The sequence below is a fragment of the Pseudomonas sp. ICMP 561 genome (genome assembly GCF_002699985.1).
GTDB classification, from domain to species: Bacteria; Pseudomonadota; Gammaproteobacteria; order Pseudomonadales; family Pseudomonadaceae; genus Aquipseudomonas; species Aquipseudomonas quasicaspiana.
Genome location: NZ_LKBT01000010.1, coordinates 103,209 through 128,428, shown reverse-complemented (window position 1 = coordinate 128,428; position 25,220 = coordinate 103,209). Strand labels below are relative to the sequence as shown.

At 60.2% G+C, this 25,220-nt stretch carries 21 protein-coding genes and 2 pseudogenes; 16 read left to right on the top strand and 7 right to left on the bottom strand.

Going from position 1 to position 25,220, the window contains the following annotated elements:
- Positions 1-33: 33 nt before the first annotated feature.
- The 7 genes from AO242_RS09550 to gshB all read right to left on the bottom strand — a co-directional run bounded on the left by AO242_RS09550 (position 34) and on the right by gshB (position 6,059).
- Entirely contained in the window at positions 34-1,305 is a 1,272-nt protein-coding gene (locus AO242_RS09550) for a dihydroorotase (protein ID WP_099268514.1), read from the bottom strand.
- Positions 1,302-2,306, bottom strand: a complete 1,005-nt coding sequence (locus AO242_RS09545; RefSeq protein WP_027898382.1) for an aspartate carbamoyltransferase catalytic subunit — start codon at positions 2,304-2,306, stop codon at positions 1,302-1,304. The genes AO242_RS09550 and AO242_RS09545 overlap by 4 nt, the downstream gene beginning before the upstream one ends.
- Positions 2,307-2,330: 24 nt before the next feature.
- A complete protein-coding gene (pyrR, locus tag AO242_RS09540; RefSeq protein WP_099268513.1) occupies positions 2,331-2,843 on the bottom strand; it encodes a bifunctional pyr operon transcriptional regulator/uracil phosphoribosyltransferase PyrR in 513 nt (170 codons plus the stop codon).
- Between the two features lie 99 nt (positions 2,844-2,942).
- A complete protein-coding gene (ruvX, locus tag AO242_RS09535) occupies positions 2,943-3,386 on the bottom strand; it encodes a Holliday junction resolvase RuvX (RefSeq protein WP_027898384.1) in 444 nt (147 codons plus the stop codon).
- Complete coding sequence (locus AO242_RS09530) at positions 3,386-3,955, bottom strand: YqgE/AlgH family protein (protein ID WP_027898385.1); 570 nt, start codon at positions 3,953-3,955, stop codon at positions 3,386-3,388. The genes ruvX and AO242_RS09530 overlap by 1 nt, the downstream gene beginning before the upstream one ends.
- Positions 3,956-4,031: 76 nt before the next feature.
- On the bottom strand, positions 4,032-4,925 hold the full coding sequence (locus AO242_RS09525) for an energy transducer TonB (RefSeq protein ID WP_027898386.1): 894 nt from the start codon (positions 4,923-4,925) through the stop codon (positions 4,032-4,034).
- Positions 4,926-5,105: 180 nt separating this feature from the next.
- Entirely contained in the window at positions 5,106-6,059 is a 954-nt protein-coding gene (gene gshB, locus AO242_RS09520; RefSeq protein WP_099268512.1) for a glutathione synthase, read from the bottom strand.
- Between the two features lie 259 nt (positions 6,060-6,318).
- Between gshB and pilG the strand changes: the two genes are divergently transcribed.
- From pilG to mdcH, 16 genes and pseudogenes are all read left to right on the top strand, one after another.
- A complete protein-coding gene (gene pilG, locus AO242_RS09515; RefSeq protein ID WP_027898388.1) occupies positions 6,319-6,729 on the top strand; it encodes a twitching motility response regulator PilG in 411 nt (136 codons plus the stop codon).
- Positions 6,730-6,778: 49 nt separating this feature from the next.
- Complete coding sequence (gene pilH, locus AO242_RS09510; protein WP_027898389.1) at positions 6,779-7,144, top strand: twitching motility response regulator PilH; 366 nt, start codon at positions 6,779-6,781, stop codon at positions 7,142-7,144.
- A 12-nt stretch (positions 7,145-7,156) separates the two neighbouring features.
- Positions 7,157-7,696, top strand: a complete 540-nt coding sequence (locus AO242_RS09505; RefSeq protein ID WP_099268511.1) for a chemotaxis protein CheW — start codon at positions 7,157-7,159, stop codon at positions 7,694-7,696.
- A gap of 72 nt (positions 7,697-7,768) precedes the next feature.
- Positions 7,769-9,811: a methyl-accepting chemotaxis protein gene (locus AO242_RS09500; protein ID WP_027898391.1), complete on the top strand. Its 2,043-nt coding sequence runs from the start codon at positions 7,769-7,771 to the stop codon at positions 9,809-9,811.
- 303 nt (positions 9,812-10,114) lie between these two features.
- Positions 10,115-14,165, top strand: a pseudogene (locus tag AO242_RS09490) (Hpt domain-containing protein); the annotation flags it as partial.
- 77 nt (positions 14,166-14,242) lie between these two features.
- Positions 14,243-16,114, top strand: a pseudogene (locus AO242_RS30105) (hybrid sensor histidine kinase/response regulator); the annotation flags it as partial.
- Positions 16,107-16,577 (top strand): chemotaxis protein CheW, encoded by a 471-nt coding sequence (locus AO242_RS09485; RefSeq protein ID WP_099268509.1) that lies wholly within the window; start codon positions 16,107-16,109, stop codon positions 16,575-16,577. The pseudogene AO242_RS30105 and the gene AO242_RS09485, both read left to right, overlap by 8 nt.
- Before the next feature lie 191 nt (positions 16,578-16,768).
- Positions 16,769-17,908, top strand: coding sequence for a Fic family protein (locus AO242_RS09480; RefSeq protein ID WP_099268523.1), 1,140 nt, complete (start codon positions 16,769-16,771; stop codon positions 17,906-17,908).
- Between the two features lie 759 nt (positions 17,909-18,667).
- Entirely contained in the window at positions 18,668-18,880 is a 213-nt protein-coding gene (locus AO242_RS09475; RefSeq protein ID WP_099268508.1) for a DUF6124 family protein, read from the top strand.
- A gap of 265 nt (positions 18,881-19,145) precedes the next feature.
- Positions 19,146-20,822 (top strand): malonate decarboxylase subunit alpha, encoded by a 1,677-nt coding sequence (mdcA, locus tag AO242_RS09470; RefSeq protein WP_027901332.1) that lies wholly within the window; start codon positions 19,146-19,148, stop codon positions 20,820-20,822.
- Positions 20,822-21,703, top strand: coding sequence for a triphosphoribosyl-dephospho-CoA synthase (locus AO242_RS09465; RefSeq protein WP_099268507.1), 882 nt, complete (start codon positions 20,822-20,824; stop codon positions 21,701-21,703). Before mdcA ends, AO242_RS09465 begins: the two co-directional genes overlap by 1 nt.
- Positions 21,704-21,705: 2 nt before the next feature.
- Positions 21,706-22,005 carry a malonate decarboxylase subunit delta gene (locus AO242_RS09460; RefSeq protein ID WP_087265683.1) on the top strand — a complete coding sequence of 100 codons (300 nt, stop codon included), beginning with the start codon at positions 21,706-21,708 and terminating at the stop codon, positions 22,003-22,005.
- A complete protein-coding gene (locus AO242_RS09455; protein ID WP_099268506.1) occupies positions 21,998-22,864 on the top strand; it encodes a biotin-independent malonate decarboxylase subunit beta in 867 nt (288 codons plus the stop codon). The genes AO242_RS09460 and AO242_RS09455 overlap by 8 nt, the downstream gene beginning before the upstream one ends.
- Positions 22,861-23,661: a biotin-independent malonate decarboxylase subunit gamma gene (gene mdcE / locus AO242_RS09450; protein ID WP_099268505.1), complete on the top strand. Its 801-nt coding sequence runs from the start codon at positions 22,861-22,863 to the stop codon at positions 23,659-23,661. Before AO242_RS09455 ends, mdcE begins: the two co-directional genes overlap by 4 nt.
- Positions 23,662-24,288 (top strand): malonate decarboxylase holo-ACP synthase, encoded by a 627-nt coding sequence (locus AO242_RS09445; RefSeq protein WP_099268504.1) that lies wholly within the window; start codon positions 23,662-23,664, stop codon positions 24,286-24,288.
- Positions 24,285-25,220 carry a malonate decarboxylase subunit epsilon gene (mdcH, locus tag AO242_RS09440; protein WP_099268503.1) on the top strand — a complete coding sequence of 312 codons (936 nt, stop codon included), beginning with the start codon at positions 24,285-24,287 and terminating at the stop codon, positions 25,218-25,220. The genes AO242_RS09445 and mdcH overlap by 4 nt, the downstream gene beginning before the upstream one ends.

Sequence of the window (25,220 nt, the reverse complement as noted above, 5' to 3'; positions counted from 1 at the left end):
AGCCCGCTGCACGGCGTGCAGCGGGCTGCCGTGCTACCCAGTATGTGTAATCCGTCCATCCACAATCGTGTACCGCACTGCGCTTGGCAGGCAGTGGCCGAGGAACGGGCAGTTTTCGCCTTTGGACAGCCAGTTTTCACCGGCAACCGTTGATGCCGCTGGGTCGAACAGAACGATATCGGCAGGCGACCCCGCGCTCAGTTGTCCGGCAGGCAGGCGCAATGCCGCCGCCGGGCCGCTGCTCAGGCGGGCGATCAGGGTTGGTACGTCCAGCAAGCCATCTTCAACCAGCGTCATCGCTAATGGCAGCAGCAATTCGACGCTGCTGATGCCCGGTTCGGTCGCGCCGAACGGTGCCAGCTTAGCGTCGCGTTCGTGCGGCTGGTGATGGCTGGAGATTGCGCTGATAACCCCCGATTTGACCGCTTCACGCAGGCCGTCACGATCCGCGCGGGTACGCAGTGGCGGTTGTACGTGATACAGGCTGGAGAAATCGATCAGCGCTTCGTCGGTCAGAATCAACTGATACAGCGCCACGTCAGCCGTGACCTTCAAGCCGCGCGCCTGCGCCTGCGCGATCAGCGCTGCGCCGCGAGCACTGGTCAGTTGGCTGAAGTGCGCGCGCACGCCGCTTTGCTCGACCAGTAACAAGTCGCGGGCCAATGCCACGGTTTCAGCGGTTTCAGGAATGCCTGCCAAACCCAGGAAGCTGGCGGTCGGGCCTTCGTGCGCCAGGCCACCTTCGGCCAGGTCGCGGTCCTGAGAGTTGAAAATAACCGTCAGATCGAACGTTGCCGCGTACTCCAGCGCACGGCACAGGGTGCGAGTGTTGCGAAAGCTCTCCAGGCCGTTGCCGAAGGCGACGCAGCCCACATCGCGCAACGCGACCAGTTCAGCCAGTTGTTCGCCTTCCAGGCCCTTGCTGAGGGCGCCAATCGGAAACACCTTGCTGTGCCCGGCTTCACGAGCACGGTCCAGGATCAGCTCGGCGACGGCCGAGGTATCCAGAATCGGCTTGGTGCGCGGCGGGCAGCACAGGCTGGTCACGCCACCGGCTGCGGCAGCGCGGGTCTCGCTGGCAATCGTGCCTTTGCGGCTGTAACCCGGTTCGCGCAGGGCGACGTTCAGGTCAACAAGGCCGGGAGCGGCGATCAAGCCGGTGGCGTCGATGGTCTGTACCGGCTCGAAACCGGCTGGCGCATCGCCGATTGCGAGAATCTTGCAGGCTTCCAGGTGCAGGTCGGTAATTTGGTCCAGACCGCTGTTGGGGTCGATGACGCGAGCGCCGAGGATGCTGAGCTTCACTGGGCGTTCTCCTGTTCGAATTGTCGTTGCGCGGTCTGTCCGCTCATGGCCATGGACAACACGGCCATGCGCACGGCGATGCCGTAGGTCACTTGATTGAGGATCACCGAATGCGCGCCGTCGGCCACTGCCGATTCGATTTCCACGCCGCGGTTGATCGGGCCGGGGTGCATGACGATGCAGTCCGGCTTGGCACCGGCCAGACGTGCGGTGGTCAGGCCGAACAGGCGATAGAACTCGCCCTCGCTCGGCAACAGGCCGCCCTGCATGCGTTCGCGTTGCAGGCGCAGCATGATCACCACGTCGACATCTTTCAGGCCTTCGTTCAGGTCGGTGTAAACCTTCACGCCGTATTGCTCGACGCCGACCGGTAACAAGGTTTTCGGGCCGATCACCCGGATGTCCGGGCAGCCCAGTGCTTTGAGGGCGATCATGTTGGAGCGCGCCACCCGCGAGTGCAGGATGTCGCCGACGATGGCTACGGACAGGTTTTCGAAGCCGCCTTTGTGCCGACGAATCGTCAGCATGTCGAGCATGCCTTGGGTCGGGTGCGCGTGACGGCCGTCGCCGCCGTTGATGATCGCCACTTCCGGGCAGACATGCTCGGCAATGAAATGCGCCGCGCCCGAGTCGCCATGCCGCACGACGAACATGTCGGCAGCCATGGCCTCAAGGTTGCGCAGGGTGTCGAACAGTGTCTCGCCCTTGCTGGTCGAGGACGTGGACACGTTGAGAGTGATCACGTCCGCCGACAACCGCTGTGCCGCCAGTTCAAAGGTGGTGCGGGTGCGCGTGGAGTTCTCGAAGAACACGTTGCACACGGTCTTGCCGCGCAGCAGCGGGACTTTTTTCACCGCCCGGGCGCCGACTTCCAGAAAGGAGTCAGCGGTGTCGAGAATTTCAGTGAGCAGCTCGCGAGGCAAGCCGTCGAGTGACAGGAAATGGCGCAGCTGACCTTGATGGTTGAGCTGCAGCGGGCGCTTGGCGTCGAGGGGCGTCATCGCAAAGGACTCTTTCAAGGGCGGTTAAAGGGCGGTGGACAGGTCTTGGATCTCAAGGGCCAGCGGCGCAGGACCGCTCAGCTTGACCCGCTCGTTGGCGGCCAGCGTCAACGTCGCGCCAACCACGTCCGGGCTGATCGGCAGTTCGCCAGCGTCCAGGTCCAGCAGGCACACCAGCGTTACGCTGGCCGGGCGACCGTAGTCGAACAGTTCGTTGAGCGCGGCGCGAATTGTGCGGCCACTCATCAGTACGTCATCGATCAGCACCAGGTGCTGGCCTTCGATTTCGAACGGCAGCTCGGAAGGGCGCACTTGTGGGTGCAGGCCGTTCTGGCTGAAGTCGTCGCGGTAGAAGGAAACGTCCAGTGTGCCCATCGGTTCGTCGCGACCCATTGTCTTGAGCAATTCCTGCGCGACCCATACGCCGCCAGTGCGAATGCCGATGAAACGAGGTTCGCTGACACCGCGCTTGTTGAGGTGCGCGTTCAGGTCAGTGGCCATCTGACGAATCAGTTCGGCGGGGTTCGGCAGGTTCATGAAGTTGCTCCTGAAAGTACCCGAGCCGAGGCAAGGCCTGGCTCGGGCGGAAACGAAAATTCAGATTGTTACCGCTAAGCCCTATACAGGCTAAATGTGTCAGGCACTGAACAGCTCAGCGTTTGCATCCATCCAGCCCTGCAACAGGAGCATGGCGGCGATGGCATCGACCGGGTTGTCTTTGTAACTGCTACCGCGCTGACCGCCACGACTCATGCGCTCGCCCTTGGCCTCGAAGGTCGTCAGGCGTTCGTCATGGGTATAAACCGGCAGATTGAAGCGACCGTTGATCCGACGGGAAAACTTCTCGGCCTTGACGCTCATGTCGCTGGGCGTGCCATCCATGTTCAGCGGCAGGCCGACGACGATGGCGTCGGGTTTCCATTCGCGGATCAGTGCTTCGATCTGGCTCCAGTCCGGCACGCCTTGCTGGGCCTTGAGGGTGCACAGGTCGCGGGCTTGACCGGTAATCACTTGGCCCACCGCAACGCCGATCTGTTTGGTGCCGTAATCGAAACCCAGTAGTAAGCGCAGTGCGGGCATCAGGCGTGGCCTGCCTGGCTGGTGAGCAGGTTCAGGTTTACGCCCAGGCGCGCGGCGGCGGCATCCCGACGCTGGTCACTGTCGACGTCAAAGAGAATGGCAGGATCGAACGGGCAGGTTAGCCACGCATTGGCAGCCATTTCAGCTTCCAGTTGGCCTGCATCCCATCCGGCGTAACCCAGAGTGATCACATTTTGATCAGGTCCGTAGCCGTCTGCGATGGAAAACAGCACATCCTGAGAAGTGGAAAGCGCCAGGTCGCCGAGCTCGACGGTGGCCTGAAAGACCTGCCCGCGGGGGTGCAGCACGAAACCGCGGTCGGTCTGAACCGGACCGCCGGTGTGTATCGCTATTTCCTGGCAACGCACGGGAGCGGGGAGCTCGGGGCGCAATTGTTCAAGGACATCCGCCAGCGTGAGGCTTTGCGGTCGGTTGATGACCAGCCCCATGGCTCCGTTGGCGTTGTGCTCGACGATGTAAGTCAGCGTCTGCGCAAAGTTCGGGTCCACCATGTGCGGCATGGCGATCAGGAATTGATGCTTGAGATAACTCGCAGATACGTTTTTCATGAGCCCTAGTGTGGCGTCGCGCGGCGGGCCTGACAACTGGCAGTTCTGACAGGTCCGCAGGTTTGTGAAGGAGCCATCAGTTACTGGAAAGCTTGTCGCCCCGGGCGAATTTCCAGGTCCGGATGATTTCAAGCCGGTCGATGTCAGCCAGATCGCCGGTGAACGGCGCAAATGGCGCCGCCAGACGCACGATTCGCTGTGCAGCCTGATCCAGTAATGGCTGCCCGGAGGACTCCAGCACCAGTATTTCGTACAGCGAGCCGTCGCGATTGATCGAGACCATCAGGCGCAAATTGCCGTAGATCTGCTTGCGACGTGCTTCTTCCGGATAATTCAGGTTGCCGACGCGCTCGACTTTCTTGCGCCAGTCGTCTTTGTACCAGGCACCTTTGTCGCGCATGGTCGACGCGGCATTGAGGCGGTGGATCTTTGGCCGCTTGGCGTAAAGCTGTTGTTCGTTGGAGAGCTCGGCTTCGAGGCTGGCGATTTCGCTGCTCAGTTGCGAACTGTCGAATTCCGGTGCGGCCTTTGGCGTAGGGTCCGGTTTGACCTCTTCACGCTTGGCCACAGTCTTTTCAGGCGTTTTGGCCTTTGTGGCGACCACGGTTTTCGCCGACTCCTGTTTTTGCACAGGTTTGGCGGCTGGAGGCGGGGTCACTTTATTGATCTTGGTGTCCTGAAAAGGCGCAAGCTCGGTGGTCTTGGGGATTTCCGCCTTGTCCAGGGTGCCGCTGCCTTCCTGATTGTCTTGAGCCAGAAAGTCGGCCTGTTTGGGTTTGGTGTCACTTTTGAACGTGGCGAGGGTGATTTCCAGCGTCTGGCTGATCTGTTCCGGTTTGACGTAAGTGAAACCCACGCCAAGGATGATCGCCACGTGAATCAACGCTGCAATCAACAGGGTAAAGCCCAGACGATCCGCCGGGCGCACGCCTGATTGGGTAAGTTCGTATGGGAGATCGACAGCAGTCATCAGCGGGTTAGCGTCTCTTGGGGCGGAATTCTTCAGGCCGCGCATCATAACTCAAGACCGGGCGCGAACCCTGTAGGAGTGAGCTTGCTCGCGATAGCGTCATATCAGTCAATGACCTGATCGCCTGTTAAATCGAATCGCGAGCAAGCTCACTCCTACAGAAATTGCGCTCCCACAGACTTATCTGGCCTGCAGCTTCTTCTCGATCACATCCATCAACATCCCACCAATGTTGGTGCCGAATGCATTATCGATTTCACGAATACAGGTCGGGCTGGTGACGTTGATTTCGGTCAGATGCTCGCCGATCACGTCCAGGCCGACGAAGATCAGGCCTTTTTCACGCAGAGTAGGGCCAATCTGTTCGGCGACGTAGCGATCCTTATCCGTCAGCGGACGCGCTTCGCCACGACCACCTGCTGCCAGGTTGCCACGGGTCTCACCGGCCGCCGGGATACGTGCCAGGCAATACGGGACAGGTTCGCCGTCGACCATCAGGATGCGTTTGTCGCCGTCCTTGATAGCAGGCAGATAGCCCTGCGCCATGATTTGCTGGGTGCCATGTGCAGTCAGGGTTTCGAGGATCACCGACAGGTTCGGATCGCCCACGCGATGGCGGAAGATCGACGCGCCGCCCATGCCGTCCAACGGCTTGAGGATCACATCGCCGTGCTCAGCGGCAAACTCGCGCAGGATGTCTGCACGACGGCTGACCAAAGTCGGTGGCGTCAGGTGCGGGAACTGTGTGGCGAACAGCTTTTCGTTGCAGTCGCGCAGACTCTGCGGCTTATTCACGATCAGTACGCCAGCACGCTCAGCTTGTTCAAGCAAATAGGTGGCGTAGACGAATTCCATGTCGAATGGCGGATCCTTACGCATCAGAATCACGTCCAGATCATCCAGACCGCTGTCCACTTCGGTACCAAACTCGAACCATTTGGTCGGGTCGGCAAAAACTTTCAGCGGTTTCATGCGAGCGCGGGCCTGGCCTGCGTTCTGATACAGGTCCTGCTGCTCCATGTAGAACAGCGACCAGCCGCGTTCCTGAGCGGCAAGCAGCATGGCCAGTGAGCTGTCCTTTTTATAGGAGATGCGCTCAATCGGGTCCATGACAATCCCTAGGCGAACGCTCATGGGCAAATATCCTCTGATCGATAACGGCCGCGTCGGCCTTGAAATAGGCGTCAGGGTGGCGCTCCGCTTGCTCCGGGTCAAGAGGCAAGCATGTGGCGGCCGCCTTTATGGATTGAGTCTGGAGAGTGTGCTAAAAAGGCTCGGCGCCTGAATTTGGCATTTGGCCTTCAGCCCCTGTAAATCAGGAGCTGGCAGTACGATCAGGCTCCCGTGCCGGGCTGAACACGCATAATTACGCCGCGGCGATGGAAGAGCAGATATGGAACAGCATTCATCAGCACTGAAAGTCATGGTCATCGACGATTCGAAGACGATTCGTCGCACCGCCGAAACGCTGCTGAGAAATGTCGGTTGCGAGGTCATTACCGCGATTGACGGGTTCGATGCGCTGGCCAAGATCGCCGACAATCATCCGCGCATCATCTTCGTCGACATCATGATGCCGCGTCTGGATGGCTATCAGACCTGCGCGTTGATCAAAAACAACCGGGCGTTCAAATCGACGCCGGTGATCATGCTCTCGTCCAAGGATGGCCTGTTCGACAAGGCCAAGGGACGAATCGTCGGCTCTGATCAGTTTTTGACCAAACCGTTTAGCAAGGAAGAGCTGCTCAGCGCGATCAAGGCGCATGTGCCGGGGTTCGTTGCAGTGGAACAACAAGTTTCGTGACGCTTGCTGCCCACAAGGGCAGCGGGCATTCATCCTTATGGGGAACACCATGGCTCGAATTCTGATCGTCGATGACTCGCCGACTGAAATGTACAAATTGACCGGCATGCTGGAAAAGCACGGTCATGAAGTCCTCAAGGCCGAAAACGGTGCCGACGGCGTTGCCCTGGCGCGTCAGGAAAAGCCCGACGCCGTGCTGATGGACATCGTCATGCCCGGCCTCAATGGTTTTCAGGCCACCCGCCAACTGACCAAGGACGCGGACACCAGCATGATCCCGGTGATCATCATCACCACCAAGGATCAGGAAACCGACAAGGTCTGGGGCAAACGTCAGGGCGCGCGTGATTACCTGACCAAGCCGGTGGACGAAGAGACCCTGATGAAAACCCTGAACGCGGTACTCGCCGGCTGACGCCGGTTCGTCATGGCTGAGTCTCAAACCGCTTTCCAGCTGCTGTTCGACATCGATCAACGTTGTCGAACACTGGCGGCGGGCCTGCCATTTCAGGAAACCCGCCAGCAGGACTGGAGCGGTATCGGCTTTCGCATGGGCGAGCGTTGCTATGTGGCGCCCATGGGGGAAGTCAGCGAAATCCTTCATGAGCCACGCTACGCAGCGCTGCCCGGCGTAAAACCCTGGGTGCGCGGCGTGGCCAATCTGCGTGGCAAGCTGTTACCCATCATGGATCTGTGCAGCTTTTTCGGCCATGAACTGTCGCCCCTGCGCAAAGAGCGGCGGGTTCTGGTCGTTGAGCACCATGATGTATTCGCCGGTTTGCTGGTTGATGAGGTCCTCGGCCTGCAGCATTTCAGTCAGATCAGCCTGATGCCCCGGCAGGCGACTGACATGGATGATGACATTACGCCGTTCATTCGAGGGCGGTTTGTGCGCGATCAGGCCTGGCTGGTGTTCAGTCCATGGGCGCTGGCGCAGTCACCGGGCTTCATGGACGTAGCGCTTTAACGTATTGGGCAGGCCAGCAACGCTGGCCTTTTTTGCTTGCGCGATAAACATCGCATTCGGTCCAGGTGGGACATGAGTAAGACAGGCAGATCATTGGAAGGCCTACGCAGCCGTTCGCAAATCGTCGTGCTGTTCGTCGCGCTGATCATTTTCATCGTGTTGCTGTTCGTCAATTTCGCTTACCTCAACACGCAATCGAATTACGACAAGCAATACATCGGTCACGCAGGCGAGCTGCGGGTGTTGTCCCAGCGCATTGCCAAGAACGCCTCCGAGGCCGCCGCGGGTAAACCGCAAGCCTTCAAATTGCTCGCCGATGCCCGCAACGACTTTGACATGCGTTGGGGCTACCTGCGCAAGGGCGACAAAAACACCGGTTTGCCTCCCGCGCCACAGGACGTCCGCGACGAGTTGCAGACGGTGCAGGCCGACTGGGAAGCCCTGCGTAGAAACTCCGACGTGATTCTGGCCAACGAACAGACCGTGCTGTCGTTGCACCAAGTGGCTGCGACCCTGGCCGAAACCATCCCGCAATTGCAGGTCGAGTACGAAAAAGTCGTCGATATCCTGCTGCAAAACCGCGCGCCAGCCAGCCAGGTCGCAGTTGCCCAGCGTCAGTCTTTGTTGGCTGAGCGGATTCTTGGTTCGGTCAACAAGGTGCTGGCGGGGGATGACACCGCGGTTCAGGCCGCCGACGCTTTCGGTCGTGACGCCAGTCAGTTCGGGCAAGTGCTCAGCGGCATGCTCGACGGCAACGTGAGCTTGCGCATCGCGCAGGTCGACGACCCGGCCGCCAGAGCGCGGTTGGCTGAGATCGCCGAGTTGTTCCAGTTCGTTTCCGGTTCGGTGGATGAGATTCTCGAAACATCGCCAGAGCTGTTCGAGGTGCGCGAGTCTGCAGGCAACATCTTCAACACGTCACAAACTCTGCTCGACGAAACCTCTGTGCTCGCCAACCGGCTGGAGCATCTGGCCAGTGCGCGCTCATCGAACACCATTGGCGGTTACGTGCTGGGCCTGTTGGCCTTGATGTCGATCATCCTCATTGGCCTGGTCATGGTGCGTGAGACCAATCGTCAGCTTCGCGAGACCGCCGAGAAAAGCGAGCGCAACCAGAACGCGATCATGCGTCTGCTCGATGAAATCGAAAACCTTGCTGACGGCGATCTGACCGTGGCCGCGTCGGTGACGGAGGATTTCACCGGGGCAATTGCTGACTCCATCAACTATTCCATCGACCAGTTGCGCGAGCTGGTGGCGACCATCAACCTCACTGCCGAGCAAGTGTTCGGTGCGGTGAAGGACACCCAGGGCACCGCGACGCAACTGGCTGCGGCGTCCGAGCATCAGGCGTTGCAGATCGCTGCGGCGTCCAACGCGATCAACCGCATGACCGGGTCTATCGATCTGGTCTCGGCCAACGCCCATGAGTCCTGGTCGGTGGCCGAACGCTCCGTGGCCATTGCCAACAAAGGCAATGAGGTGGTGCACAACACCATCAACGGCATGGACAACATTCGCGAGCAGATTCAGGACACGTCCAAGCGAATCAAGCGTCTTGGTGAGTCTTCTCAGGAAATCGGCGATATTGTCAGCCTGATTGACGACATCGCCGACCAGACCAATATCCTCGCCTTGAACGCTGCGATTCAGGCCTCGATGGCTGGTGACGCCGGGCGGGGTTTTGCGGTGGTGGCGGATGAAGTGCAGCGTCTGGCTGAGCGTTCGTCCTCGGCAACCAAGCAGATTGAAACACTGGTGCGGGCGATTCAGAACGACACCAACGAGGCCGTGATTTCCATGGAACAGACCACCACCGAAGTGGTGCGGGGTGCGCGCCTCGCGCAGGACGCCGGAGTGGCGCTGGAGGAGATCGAAGGCGTTTCAAAAATCCTCGCCGCGCTGATCCAGAGCATCACCAACGCGGCTCAGCAGCAGTCAGAACTGGGTCTGCAGATATCCCAGACCATGACGGTCATTCAGCAAACCACCTCGCAAACCACCTCAGGCACCGCCGCCACGGCGCGCAGCATGGGCAACCTGGCGAAGATGGCCAGCGCGATGCGTCGCTCGGTTTCGGGCTTCACCTTGCCGTCGTCGAAGGACCGTGGGTGATGTTCAAAAAACGTACAGCTCTGCGCAGTCATGGAATCGGGAAATACATGACCTGTAGGAGTGAGCTTGCTCGCGATTCGGTCTCCTATTCGATGAATATATCGCCTGTGCTGACGCAATCGCGAGCAAGCTCACTCCTACAGGGGGCGTTTGGTTCAGAAGCGTTGGCGCACGGTATATACGGATTCCGTTGGAGCGAGGCTTGCCCGCGAAGAACGATAACGCGTAGTGCCTGTTTCACCGCGTTGCCAGATTCGCGGGCAAGCCTCGCTCCAACAAATGCTGCTGGGTATTGGAGTCGTCATGGCTGATCGGCACGACTATGTAGCGCTGGAATGGGTAAAAGGCGAAATCGCTGAAACCCTCAAGCAGGCTCGCCAGGCCCTCGAAGTATTCATCGTCGACCCCGGCCATACGGAGGCGATGGACGAGTGCCTGGATTGCGTGCACCAGGTGCACGGCAGCCTGCAAATGATCGAATTCTACGGTGCAGCGTTGCTGGCCGAGGAAGTCGAACAACTGGCGCTCGCCTTGCAGCAGGATCGCGTGGCGGAACGTGCCGAGGCCGAGCAGTTGCTGACTCAGGCCATGACGCAACTGCCTGCGTATCTGGACCGTATTCATTCTGCCCGGCGCGATCTGCCGCTGGTGGTCTTGCCGCTGCTCAATGACTTGCGCAGTGCCCGGGGTGAAAGCCTGTTGTCGGAGACCAGCCTGTTCGCGCCGCAACTGGTCAGTGTTGCGCCGCTGGATGCGCAAACTCTTGAACAGCGCGACAACCCCGAGTTACCCGCGCTGCTGCGCAAATTACGCCAGACCCTGCAGACTGCGCTGGTCGGCCTGTTGCGTGAGCAGGACGTAAAGACTCAGCTCGGCTACATGGGCAAAGTCTTCGCGCGTCTCGAACAGCTGTGCGACAACGCGCCGTTGGGGCCGCTCTGGCAGATTGCGTCGGCATTGGTGGAAACCATGCTCAATGGCAATTTCACCAACAGTCCGGCATTGCGCAGCCTGTTCAAGGATGCCGACAAAGAACTCAAACGCTTGCTGGAGCAGGGCATTGCGGGGATCAACCAGCCTGCGCCGGATGAGTTGCTCAAAAGCCTGTTGTTCTACATCGCCAAGTCCGACAGCCAGGCGCCACGAATGGTTGATCTGAAGGACCAGTACGGTCTGGACGAAGCGCTGCCCGACACCACGCCGCCCAGCCAGCAACGGACGAGCCTCGGACCTGATCGCGACGCGATGCGCTCGGTGATCAGCGCCTTGTGCGAAGAGCTGGTGCGGGTCAAAGAGCGGCTGGATGTGTTTGTACGCGGTGATCGCAAGTCGGTCAGCGAACTCAACAGCCTGTTACCGCCGCTGCGGCAGATCGCCGACACCCTGGCAGTGCTGGGCTTCGGTCAGCCGCGTAAGGTCATCATCGACCAGTTGGCCGTGGTGCAGGGTTTGGCGCAGGGCCAGCGCGAGCCGAGTGACGCCGCATTGATGGATGTGGCCGGGGCATTGCTGTATGTCGAGGCAACGCTGGCCGGAATGGTCGGCCCGGTTGAGCAAGCCGCCAATCGCGAAGAGAGTCGCCTGCCCACCACTGACCTGACGCAGATTCATCAACTGGTGATCCGCGAAGCCCGGGTCGTGCTGCAGCAAGCCAAGGATGTGATCATTGATTACATCGACGGTGAATGGGATCGCGAGCGCCTGAAGCCACTGTCCGCGCTGCTGGTGCAAGTGCGCGGCGCACTGGCGATGATTCCGCTGGCCCGTGCAGCCAGTCTGCTGGCGGCCTGCAATGACTACATTCTTGAACACCTGCTGATCGACGAAACCCGTCCGGCATGGACGCAGCTCGACAGCCTCGCTGACACCATTACCGGCATCGAGTATTACCTGGAGCGCATGGGCGAAGACCATGAAGCGCCGGGCGAGCAGGTGCTCGACATGGCGCAGGAGAGCCTGGCGCGACTGGGCTACACGCCCGCGTCGGATACCCTCGACGTACCGGTGCTGGACGAGGTCATCAGCCAGGACGAGATTCTGGAGCTGGAAGCGCGCAACGCCTTGGTCAGCCCGACGCAAACCATCGCCGATGTGCTGGCCAGTCCAATGTCTGGCGTGAACCCGCCCGCGCTTCATACCCCCGATAGCCTGTTGCCGCCGCCTGCCGATGAAGAAGCGGTGGACGACGAGTTACTGGAAGTCTTTCTTGAGGAAGCCGAAGAAGTCCTCGCCGCTCTGCGCGAATACCTGCCGCAATGGATTGGCTCCCTCAATGATGCGCGCAGCAACACCACCGCGCTGACCGAAGTGCGCCGCGCGTTCCACACCCTCAAGGGCAGTGGGCGAATGGTTCGTGCATTGATCCTTGGCGAACTGGCGTGGGCAGTGGAAAACCTGCTCAACCGGATACTGGAAAACAGCGTCAAACCCGACGAGCACGTTCAGCAACTGCTCAACGAAGTGCTGGAGTTGCTGCCAGCCGTTCTCAAGGATTTTGCTCAGGGCGCGCAGCGGCAGCGCAACGATGTTGACCGCCTCGCTGCCCAGGCGCATGCCCTGGCCAGAGGGCAAGGGCTGCTGACCTTCGACGTCGCCGCCGATAGCGAAAACGACACCGACGAACTCGACCCGCAACTGCTGGAAATCTTCCGCCAGGAAGCCCTGAGTCATCTGGACAGTCTCAAGCGTTTTCTGGAGAGCTGCGCCAATGATCCAGAGCCTGCCATCAGCGACGACCTGCTGCGCGCGCTGCACACCCTAAAAGGCAGCGCTTCCATGGCCGGAGTGCTGCCGATTGCCGAACTGACCAGTCCGCTGGATCAACTGGTGCGTGAGTACAAGGCGCACATGCTGGCATTGGGGCAGGCCGAACTTGAGTTGTTGCACCAGGCCGAACCGCTGCTTCTGGTCGGCCTGGCGCAGCTGTCGAGCGATCCGTTGGGGCCGATTCCCGGTGCGGCGGCGCTGATCGACGCCGCCCAGACCTTGCTGCAAGAGCGCCTGGCAGCGGTGTTGAGTGCGTCGAACAACGGTTTACGGGTCAAGCGCAATCCGCAACTGATCGAGAGCTTCCTTGCCGAAGGCATGGACATTCTGCTGGATGCGGAAAACCTCTTGCAGCGCTGGCGTGAACACCCCGGAGAACGCCAGGAACTCTCTGCGCTGCTGGATGAGCTGACCACCTTGGGGCATGGCGCGCACCTCGCCGACTTGCCGCAAGTGGACGAACTTTGCGAGGCTCTGCTTGACCTGTATGGGGCGGTGGAAGAAAGCAGCCTGGCGGTCAGCGAACGTTTCTTTGATGAGGCCGAACAGGCCCATGAAGCGCTGATCTGCATGCTTGATCAACTGGCGGCCGGGCAAGAAGTTGAAGCCTGTCCGGCCCGCATTCAGGCGTTGCGGGACTTGCATGATCAGGCGCTGGACCCTTCAGCCACGGGCCTGATCAAAAGTGACGGCAGCCAGACGCTGAGCATCACCGAGCTGAACGCGGCCACCGAAACGTTGGCCAGTCATATGCCGATTCTCGGCGACCCGTTGAACCTCGATGACGAGATCGTCGAGATATTTCTCGAGGAAGCGGTGGATATCCTCGACAGCGCCGGGCAAGCCCTGCAGCGCTGGTTCGATGACCCGGAAAACCCGTTGCCGCTATCAGCCTTGCAGCGTGACCTGCACACCTTGAAGGGTGGCGCGCGCATGGCTGAAATCGGTCCCATTGGCGATCTGGGGCATGAACTGGAAAGCGTTTACGAAGGCCTTATCGACCGCCGCTACAGCCATTCTCCGGCCCTGGCTGACTTGCTGGTCCAAAGCCATGACCATCTGGCATTGATGCTTGAAGAGTTGCAGAAGCACCGGGTGCTGAGTGACCCGACGGCGTTGATCGATGCCATTCAGGCCTTGCGTATGGGCGCCACGCCGACGTCAATGGGCGAGCCCATTCCGGCACAGCCCAAAGTTGAAGCCAATACTTCGCCTGAGCGCGACACCGAGTTGCTGGAAATCTTCCTCGAAGAAGGCTTCGACCTCATCGACAGCTCCGGCGCTGCGCTGGCAAGGTGGCAGGCCGACCCCGCTAATTTGCTCGAAGTGGAAAACCTGCTGCGCGATCTGCACACCTTGAAAGGTGGCGCGCGCATGGCAGAAATCACCCCCATCGGCGATCTGGCTCACGAGCTGGAAACGCTATATGAGGGTTTGTCGGCCGGGACAGTGAAGCCCGATCCGATCACCATCAGCCTGCTGCAAAGCGGCCACGATTTGCTCGGTGATATGCTCGACGCGGTGCGCACCGACAAGCCGTTGCCCGGTGCGGCGCTGCTGATCGAGAGCATTCGCAAGCAGGCCTCTGGCGATAGCTCGAATGGTCCAACCCTCGCGCCAGCGATGCTCGAACCGTTGGCCCCGATACTCATGCCCGAACCAGCCCCGGCCCCTGATACCGAGGGGGAGCGCGCGGCTAGCGAGATGGTCAAGGTTCCGGCGCAAGAACTGGAAACGCTGGTCAATCTGGCGGGCGAGACATCGATCTTTCGCGGCCGTATCGAACAGCAAGTCATTGACGCCGAAGGCACCCTCGCAGAAATGGCCACGACCATTGAGCGGATGCGCGATCAGTTGCGGCGTCTGGACATGGAAACCCAAGGCAGCATCCTCAGTCGTGAGCAGGTGCAGGCCGAGCGGCTGGGTTACGAAGATTTCGACCCGCTGGAAATGGATCGCCATTCCCAGCTGCAACAATTGTCCCGCGCCTTGTTCGAGTCCGCGTCCGACTTGATGGACCTCAAGGAAACCCTCGACGCCCGGGCCAGCGACGCGCAGACCCTTTTGCTGCAACAGGCCCGCGTCAATACCGAACTGCAGGAAGGTCTGATGCGCACGCGCATGGTGCCTTTCGAACGTATGGTGCCGCGCCTCAAACGCATCGTGCGTCAGGTGTCCGCCGAGCTGCACAAAAAAGTCCATTTCGAGGTGGGTAACGCTGAAGGCGAGATGGACCGTACGGTGCTTGAGCGCATGGTTGCGCCGCTGGAGCACATGCTGCGCAACGCCATCGATCATGGCCTTGAAAGCACTGAGGAGCGTCTGGCTCAGGGCAAGCCCGAGTTCGGCACTATTCTTCTGGATCTCAAGCACGAAGGCGGCGATATCGTCTTCGAGATGAGCGACGACGGCGCAGGTGTGGACCTGGATGCGGTGCGAAAGAAGGCCATCAAACGCGGCATGATTCCGGCTTATGCACAGCCGGGTTATCACGAGACGTTGCAGTTCATTCTGGAGCCTGGGTTCTCGACTGCGGAAACCGTCACGCAGATTTCCGGGCGCGGCGTCGGGATGGACGTGGTGCATGCCGAGGTCAAGCAACTGGGCGGCACCATGGTCATCGAATCGGTGCAGGGGCAGGGCGCACTGTTCCGGATTCGCCTGCCGTTCTCTGTGTCGGTCAACCGTGCACTGATGGTGCAATGGGGCGAAGAGCAATACGCCGTACCGCTCAATACTGTCGAAGGCATTGTGCGGGTCATGCCCGGCGAGCTGGAAAGGTGCTACCAGTCGACGCCGCCGCGTTATCAATATGGCGAGCGGGTTTACGAGTTGCGCTATCTGGGCGAACTGCTCAATTACAGTCAGCCGCCTTCGTTCATCGGGCAGACTCAGCCGCTACCGGTATTACTGGTGCACGTTCAGGACCAGTGGGTGGCGGTGCAGGTCGATGCGCTGGCGGGCTCGCGGGAAATCGTCGTTAAAAGCCTTGGCCCGCAGTTTTCCAGGGTGCAGGGTATTTCCGGTGCGACCATTCTGGGCGATGGCCGCGTGGTGCTGATTCTCGATTTGCTGGCGCACATTCGTCGGTTGCATGGCCGCTTGCTGGCCGAGCAAGCGGCGGGTCGCAGTGTGCCGGTGTGGAGCGACGCCGAGCAGGGCCGACCGCTGCTGGTGCTGGTGGTGGACGATTCGGTCACGGTACGCAAAGTCACCAGCCGCCTGCTGGAGCGTCACGGCATGAACGTGCTGACGGCCAAAGACGGTGTCGACGCCATGCTGCTGCTCAAGGAGCGCGTCCCGGACGTCATGTTGCTGGATATTGAAATGCCACGCATGGACGGTTTCGAAGTCCTCAGCCATGTTCGCGCCGACGAGCAGCTCAAGGATTTGCCCATCATCATGATCACCTCCCGCTCCGGCCAGAAACACCGCGACCGTGCCATGGGGCTGGGCGTCAATGAGTACCTGAGCAAGCCGTATCAGGAATCAGTGCTGCTCGAAAGCATCGCCTATTGGAGTCAGGTCAATGCCTAACGCTGCCAGTGCGACACAGCTGACCGGGTTGATTCTGCCCCTGAGCGACCGCAATTTGCTGCTGCCCAACGTCGCCGTGGCGGAACTCATCGATTATCAGGATTGCAGCGCCGACAGTGATGCGCCTGCATGGTATCTGGGGCCGATCAGCTGGCGGCAGCGCACTTTGCCCTTGCTCAGTTTCGAAGCCGCGTGCGGCGGCCGTACCCTTGTCGGCGGCCGCGCACGCATCGTCGTACTCAACGCCCTGGGTGGCCGCGACGAGCTGAAATTCATTGCTCTGCTGACCCAAGGCATCCCCCGTTCCTGCAAGGTCGACAACCAGCTCAGCTATGTTGACGTCCCCCTCGATGCGCTTGAGCTCGCGGCCGTGCAAATCGGCGAGACCATCGCGAAGATCCCCGATCTGGAGGGGTTGGAGCAGTGGTTGGTGGATGCGGACCTCACACAAACTTCCCTGTAGGAGCTCACGAGCACCGCGAGGCAGCGATAGCGTTCTGCCTGACACACCGCCATCGCGGCCTCGCGGTGCTCGTGCGCTCCTACAAAGAATCGTATCCCGCCGGGTATGTGAGCCGATTAGATTTTATATTCGGCTCACGGAATGAGCCGAATAGGTTTATTATTCGGCTCATGTGCATAACGGCCGTCATCATGAACGAACCCCTGAACTGGATCTGGCAGCACGCTGACTGGCCGCATTTTCGCTGGCAGGCGGAGCGGCTCGCCTCACTGTTGCGTTGCTGCTCTCAGGCGCAGGGCCAGTTGCTGGGCATGTTGGGGGCGGCCGGTGCCGATGCGAGCGCACAGACGGAGCTTGATGCGCTGCTGCAAAACATCATCACTTCTTCAGCCATTGAAGGTGAGCAACTGAATGTTGGCTCGGTGCGCTCCTCGCTGGCCAAGCGTCTTGGACTTGAGACTGATCAGCGGGTCAGCCCACGCAGTGAAGGTCTGGCCGAGCTAATGCTCGATGCCACCCAGCAACACACTGCGACGCTCACCCTTGAGCGGGTACTGCACTGGCATACGCTGCTGTTTCCGGCTCAGGCATCGCTGCTGTCCCACGACATCCGGGTAGGTGCTTTGCGGGGCGAAGAGCCGATGCAGGTGGTGTCGGGGCGTGTGGACCGGCCAACTGTGCATTTCGAAGCCCCGGCGCGCGAAGGTCTGGAGGGACAACTCGATGCGTTTCTCGATTGGTTCTCCGCCAGCCGGGAAGATGTCAGCCTTGACCCATTGCTGCGTGCGGGCATTGCGCACTTCTGGTTCGTGACGCTGCATCCCTTCGACGATGGCAACGGCCGCCTGACGCGAGCGATCACTGACCTTGCTTTGGCGCAGGCTGAGAACCAGGCGATCCGCTTTTACGCCATGTCCGCGAGCATTCTTGCGGATCGACGAGGCTACTATGAAATTCTGGAGCGCAGTCAGAAAGACGGTCTGGATATCACGCCGTGGCTTGAGTGGTTTCTGCAAACCCTGCTGCATACCCTTGAGCAGGCGATCAAACGCATCGACCGCGTTCTGGCCAAGGCACGCTTCTGGCAGCAACACCGGGAAGACGGTTTATCGCCAGAGCAAATCAAAGTCCTCAACCGTTTGCTGGACGGAAGTTTACTGGCAGACAAACCGGGTTTCGAAGGCGGCATCAGCGCCGCGCAATATCAGGCTGTTGCGAAGGTCAGTAAAGCCACTGCCACCCGGCACCTTGCTGATCTTCTGGAAAAGGGCTGCGTGCTGAAACTGCCGGGGGGAGGGCGGAGTACGCGGTATCAGTTGGTCTTGGATTGAGCGGTTGTTGTCCCGCAGCTAACCTTGGACCTGTAGGAGTGAGCTTGCTCGCGATAGCGTTAATTCAGGCGATAATTGTCGTCGACAGAGAAACCGAATCGCGAGCAAGGTGGAGCGCCACCCCGGTCACTCCTACAATGGCCTGTGCTTGCTGCGTGAGCGCGTCGGTTCACTTCTAGCTCGCTTAGGTTCAAGGACATATCGTCGGTCAGAACTGTCCTGGCTTTGTGTTGAGCGACAGAGCGGCGCAGGCGCTTGGCGTTTGATTCGTTACTCAGCAAGTAAGTCGTCTCAACGCTGGAGTTTTCATTCCGCGGGTTGTCAGGCGAGGTCATGATGAAATCCGAAGAGCGTTTTCAATGAAAAGTAACTGATTTAGGCGGAGCGAATCAGTACGTATGTATTACCCGCCGAGATATTGAGCCACAACTTCCCCGCTCCACAGCCAGACATCGCCCTTTCACTTGAGTGAAATTTCCGAGAAAATCCCGGCCTATTGCGCCCTGTGATTTGGGTCTCTAACCTCCTGCCGTCGCTGCAAAATCAGCGATCAGGTTTGGTAGACCTCGAGCTTATTGGCGCAATGCGCCACCTTCGTAAAGGCGCTTTTTTGCGGCTTACGATTATGGTGGCCGTGCGCATGGCATCTTCGGATGCGCCGGGTGCCAATAACCGGTTCTACCAACTTGTGCACGGCCGCCACCCCTTCGTTTGGTAGCGATGGATGCGGCTCCTTTGTCTTTTATTGGATGCAATCAAATGCCCGAAACAACACCCCAAATACCCTTCCTCGCCAATCACGCCCTGACCCAGGAGCAAGCCCTGACTCACGCCTCGGAGTTGCTGCGCTGCGCCATGGCCACTGCTTACGAATGCGGCGACAGCCTGACCGGTTCAAAGCGCGATCTGGCGTTTTCTGTTGTGCATCTGGTTGAAATGGCCAACGCGATGGTTGAGCGGTCGCTTCGATAGTTGCTGCGAAGCTACTTTCTTCTGTCGGAGCTGAGCTTGCTCGCGATGAACGATGATGCGATCTGCCTGAAACACCGCGGTGCCTGCATCGCGGGCAAGCCCAGCTCCCACAATGATCTGAGCCTTGCACTACAGCTTTTGGGCCAGCATTAGCCGCCATCAACTGATCATTACTCCAACCGTAACGATCCCGCGCTCTACTTGATTGATGCCCCGCACCCTTAGCTCCTAAGGTGGCCCACGACAGCGAAATCGTGGAGTGGACATGACAACAATAACGACCCCCGACGCGCGCTGGTCGCGTCGTCGCACCGAGAAACAGCGGCGGCTCGAGCAGGTGCGGCATCTTGCCGATGGTGTGGTGTTGCCGACCGACAACATCGTCGCGGCGCTGGAAGCCTTGATGGTGTCCGGTGATCGCGTGGTGCTTGAGGGCAACAACCAGAAGCAGGCGGACTTTCTTTCCCGTGCCCTGGCCAAAGTCGATCCCGCCAAGTTGCACGACCTGCACATGATCATGCCCAGTGTCGGTCGCTCGGAGCACCTTGATCTGTTCGAACGCGGCATCGCCCGCAAGCTCGATTTCTCCTTTGCCGGCACGCAAAGCCTGCGCATCAGCCAGTTGCTGGAAGACGGCCTGCTGGAAATCGGCGCGATTCATACCTACATCGAGCTGTACTCGCGGCTCGTGGTCGATCTGATTCCCAACGTCGTGCTCTCTGCCGGTTTCATGGCCGACCGGGCGGGCAACATCTACACCGGCCCAAGCACTGAAGACACTCCCGCCTTGATCGAACCGGCCGCGTTCAGCGACGGCATTGTCATCGTCCAGGTCAACCAATTGGTGGACGACGTCAGCGATCTGCCTCGCGTTGATATTCCGGCGTCGTGGGTCGACTTTGTGGTGGTCGCCGACAAGCCGTTTTACATCGAACCGTTGTTCACCCGCGACCCGCGCCACATCAAGCCAGTACACGTGCTGATGGCGATGATGGCGATTCGTGGCATCTACGAAAAACACAATGTGCAGTCGCTCAACCACGGCATCGGCTTCAACACCGCCGCCATCGAATTGATCCTGCCGACCTACGGTGAATCACTCGGTCTGAAGGGCAAGATCTGTCGCAACTGGACGCTCAATCCGCACCCGACGTTGATCCCCGCCATCGAAAGCGGCTGGGTGGAGAGCGTGCACTGCTTCGGCACTGAGCTGGGTATGGAAAACTACATTGCTGCCCGGCCAGACGTGTTCTTTACCGGGCGCGATGGCTCGATGCGTTCCAACCGCATGGTCTGCCAACTGGCCGGACAGTACGCGGTGGATCTGTTCATCGGCGCGACCTTGCAAGTGGATGGTGATGGTCACTCCTCAACCGTCACCCGTGGTCGCCTCGCCGGTTTTGGTGGCGCGCCGAACATGGGCCACGACCCTCATGGGCGTCGCCATCCAACCCCCGCCTGGCTGGACATGCGCCAACAGAGCGGCGACGGCCCGGATGCTTATCTTGAGCGCGGCAAAAAGCTCGTGGTGCAAATGGTCGAGACTTTCCAGGAAGGTGGTAAACCCACTTTCGTGGAAACCCTTGATGCGGTCGAAGTGGCGAAGAAAAGCGGCATGCCCCTCGCGCCGATCATGATCTACGGCGATGACGTCACCCATTTGCTCACCGAAGAAGGCATTGCCTATCTGTACAAGGCACGCAGCCTGGAAGAGCGTCAGGCGATGATCGCTGCGGTGGCAGGCGTGACTGTCATCGGCATGCGCCATAACCCCAAAGACACCGCGCGCATGCGTCGCGAAGGTTTGATTGCGCTGCCGGAAGACCTGGGTATCCGCCGCACCGATGCCAGCCGCGAATTGCTCGCCGCCAAGAGCATCGGTGATCTGGTGCAGTGGTCGGGCGGCTTGTACAACCCGCCTGCAAAATTCAGGAGCTGGTAATGAGCGCACTCGCACACAAAGCCAAATCTGACAGCCCGTTGTTCGCCGAACAGTTGGCTGACCTTGCCGTCGACGCGTTGATCGATGAAGCGGACCTGTCACCTAAGCCTGCACTGGTGGATCGGCGCGGCAGTGGCGCGCACAGCGATCTGCATCTGGGCCTGATGCACGCTTCGGCGTTGTCGCTGTGGCCAATGTTCAAAGGCATGGCCGAGTCCGCCGAACAGTTCGCGGAAATCGGCCAGCCTTTGCGCGAGGCCTTGGGCCGCATTGGTCGCGAAGGTGAAGCCGCGATGCTGCGCACCACGAACGGCGTGAACACCCACCGTGGCGCGATCTGGGCCTTGGGCCTTTTGGTCACCGCTGCCGCACTTGAACCCAATAACTGCAGCCCAGCGCAATTGACCTTGCGCGCCGCAAAGCTGGCCTTGATTGAAGACCGCAACGTGGTTGCGCAACTTAGCCACGGCGCACAAGTGGCGCAGCGTTATGGCGCCATGGGCGCGAAAGAACAGGCGCAACTGGGCTTCCCCGCCGTCATGCAAAAAGGCCTGCCGCAACTGCAACACAGTCGGGCGTCCGCCAGCGGCGAGCAGAACGCGCGACTCGATGCCTTGCTGGCGATCATGACCACGTTGGCAGACACCTGTGTGCTGTATCGCTCCGGCCTTGAAGGTTTGCACGCCATGCAGCACGGCGCGCAACGGGTGCTGGATGCGGGCGGCAGTGCGAGCCTGGCCGGTCGTCGCCAATTGCACGCGCTGGATCAGCAGTTGTTGCAGCTCAATGCATCCCCCGGTGGCGCTGCCGATTTGCTCGCCGCATGCCTGTTCATCGATAGCCTTGAGCCTGTGCTCGGCTCTGAATCGAGGAGTGTTTGATCATGGAAACCCTGTCTTTTGAATTTCCCGCCGGGCAGCCGCCACTGGGCCGTGCGCTGGTGGGTTGTGTCGGTTCCGGTGATCTGGAAGTACTGCTTGAACCCGGTGTACCCGGCAAGTTGTCGATCAACGTGGTGACGTCGGTGAATGGCGCGTCTGCCCGCTGGCAGCATTTGTTCGAGCGCATGTTCGACGGTCAGACGCCACCTGCGTTGGCCATCGATATTCATGATTTCGGCGCCACACCAGGCGTGGTTCGTTTGCGTCTGGAGCAAGGCTTCGAGGAGATCGGCCATGACTGATACCGCCCGCTTGCTCCAGCAACACAGCTTTGTCGAGCTTGGTGCGCGTCAGCGAGCCAAGGCTTTGCTCGACGAGGGTAGCTTTCGTGAGCTGATCGGTCCTTTTGATCGTGTCATGTCGCCCTGGTTGATCAAGCAAGGCATCGTCGCTCAGGCGGACGACGGGGTGATTGTCGCCAAAGGTACGGTCGATGGTTTGCCCGTGGTTATCGCCGCCATCGAAGGTGCGTTTCAGGGCGGCAGCATGGGTGAAGTAGGCGGCGCGAAAATGGCCGGTGCACTGGAGCTGGCCGCTGAAGACAACCGCAACGGCATTCCGACCGCCGCGATTTTGCTACTGGAAACCGGTGGCGTGCGGCTGCAGGAAGCCAACCTTGGGCTGGCCGCGATTGCCGAAATTCACGCGGCGATTGTCGACCTGCGCCAGTACCAGCCGGTGATCGGCGTGGTGGCAGGCAGCGTCGGTTGTTTTGGAGGCATGTCCATCGCGGCGGGCTTGTGCAGTTACCTGTTGGTGACTCAGGAAGCACGGCTCGGCTTGAACGGCCCGCAAGTGATCGAGCAGGAAGCGGGCATCGAAGAATACGACTCCCGCGATCGGCCTTTCATCTGGAGCCTTACCGGAGGTGAGCAGCGTTACGCCAGCCATCTGGTGGACGGTTTTGCCGCTGACGACGTTCAAGCGATCCGTGAACAGGTGACCGGCTGGATCAGCCTCGGTGTTCCGGCTCAGGAGCGCAGCAGCCAGTACGAAACCTTTCTGCATTGTCTGGCACGTCTCGATACTGCTTCGCAAATCGATCCGCAAACCGTGCGCGATCTCTATACCGAGCCGCAATCCAAAGGAGCCAAGCCATGAGCGCTTCCCAACGAGGTTTGAACTGGTTCAAAGCGCTCAGCGCCAACGCGGCCGAAGTGGTGGGTTTGCCGCATTCAGTCAAGGCAGCGGATGGCGTATTGGGTGAGCAGGCGGTGCGCTTTCTGGCAGTGGTCGCCGATGCTGACAACCGGTTCCCCCGTGCTCGCAATGGCGAGGTCGGTTTACTGGAAGGCTGGGGTTTGGCCAAGGCCGTGGATTCCGCCATCGAGCTGGATCGTGATAACGAACACAAGCGAGCACTGATCGCTATCGTCGATGTGCCGAGCCAGGCGTATGGGCGGCGCGAAGAAGCGCTGGGCATTCATCAAGCTTTGGCGGGCGCTGTAGACAGTTATGCCCGTGCGCGACTGGCGGGCCATCCGGTGATTGGTTTGTTGGTCGGCAAGGCGATGTCCGGTGCGTTCCTGGCTCACGGTTATCAGGCCAATCGGCTGATTGCCTTGCGTGATCCTGGCGTCATGGTGCACGCCATGGGCAAAGAGTCAGCCGCGCGAGTCACGTTGCGCAGCGTCGACGAACTGGAAAAACTCGCTTCCAGCATCCCGCCCATGGCGTACGACATCGAGAACTACGCCAGCCTTGGCCTGCTCTGGGAAACCTTGTCGGTGAGCCAGATCGAACAGCCCTCCGGCGAAGATATCAGCCAGGTTCAGGATGTGCTGAACAGTGCGATCAAAGACGTGAAGGCCACAGGGAATGACCTGAGCAGCCGACTTGGCGCGAGCAATCGCCAAGCCTCGTCAAAAGTGCGCGAACTGCTGCGGGCGCAGTGGTAAATGAACGCTGATCTGGCAGTGCTGCCCCACGATTTGTTGTGGGGCATGCCTGTGTCTGCCTTGCCTGCCGATGCGCCGGACTGGGTGCTTGAGGCCGTACGCCTTGAGCATCCGGTGGTGGTGCGTCGTTCATTGGCGCCGCGAGCACTTGTCGCGGTGGGTATTCGTGGTCCGGGTCGTGAGCAACGGTTCGCGGGACTGATGCCACGGGATGCTATCGAGCGTTTCGTGCGTCCTGAGCAGTTGACGCATGTTCAAGGAACGCACGATTGGCCTGCGCTGCAAGCACTGGATCAGATTCGCCCGTTGATGGATCTGCTGGCGTTGCCTTGGGGCGTGAGCGGCAGCGCTGGCTTCGAGCTGGCCAGCGGTGTGGCGGCACTGCATCAGAACAGTGACCTGGACTTGATTGTGCGCACCCCGCGCTTTGTCAGCCGTGAATGGGCTGGCGAGTTGGTGAAGGTTCTGGACCGCTCCGTGTGTCGCATTGACGTGCAATTGCAGACGCCTTTTGGCGCGCTGGCATTGCGCGAGTGGGCGGGTGCTTCGCGTCAGGTGTTGCTCAAGAGTGAGCAGGGTGCCTGGTTGGTCACCCAACCCTGGCAGCCGACCGAGGCCTGCGCATGAGCAGCTTTTGGGTGTTCCCCGGCCAGGGCGCGCAGCAGCCGGGCATGTTGAATCAGTTGCCAGATGAGCAATCGATTCGTGATTGCCTGAATGAAGCAAGCGATGCGTTGGGCGAAGACCTATTGCTGCTGGATTCTGAGCAAGCGCTGCAATCCACTCGCGCAGTGCAGTTGTGTTTGTTGATTGCCGGGGTCGCCAGTGCGCGTCTTTTACAAACCCAGGGCTGCGTGCCGGACACCGTTGCCGGTTTGTCCATTGGTGCTTATCCGGCAGCGGTTGTCGCCGGTTCGCTGAGCTTCGCTGACGCCGTTCGGTTGGTGGCCTTGCGTGGTGAACTGATGCAGAGCGCCTATCCCCAAGGCTATGGCATGACGGCGATTATCGGGCTGGATCAGACCGCCGTCGAAGCGCTGGTCGCCGAAGTGCACGGTCCTCAACAGCCCATGTACCTGGCCAATATCAACGCCGAAAGCCAGTTTGTGATCGCCGGAAGCGCCGAGGCCATGGCTGACGTGGCGCGCCTGGCAAAGGTCAGCGGTGCGGCGACGGTCAAGCGTCTGGCGGTGAGTGTGCCGTCCCATTGCGCGCTGCTTGAACAACCGGCGCAGGCCTTGGCTGAGGCTTTCGCTAACGTGACGATCAAAGCTCCCGCGGTGCGTTATCTGAGTGGCAGCACGGCGCGGCCAATGTTGACTGCGGACAAGCTGCGCGACGATCTGGCCTTCAACATGTGCCGCGTCATCGACTGGCGCAGCACGGTGCAGACCGCTTACGAGCGCGGCGCGCGTCTGCAGATTGAATTCCCGCCGGGCACCGTGTTGACCGGGCTGGCGCGCAAAGTTTTCGAGCAGGGAACGGCAGTCGCTTTTCAAGGCGCTCGCCTGGACAGTCTGGTCGCGTTGTCGCGCGAGGAGGGCAGCCGCAACCCATAG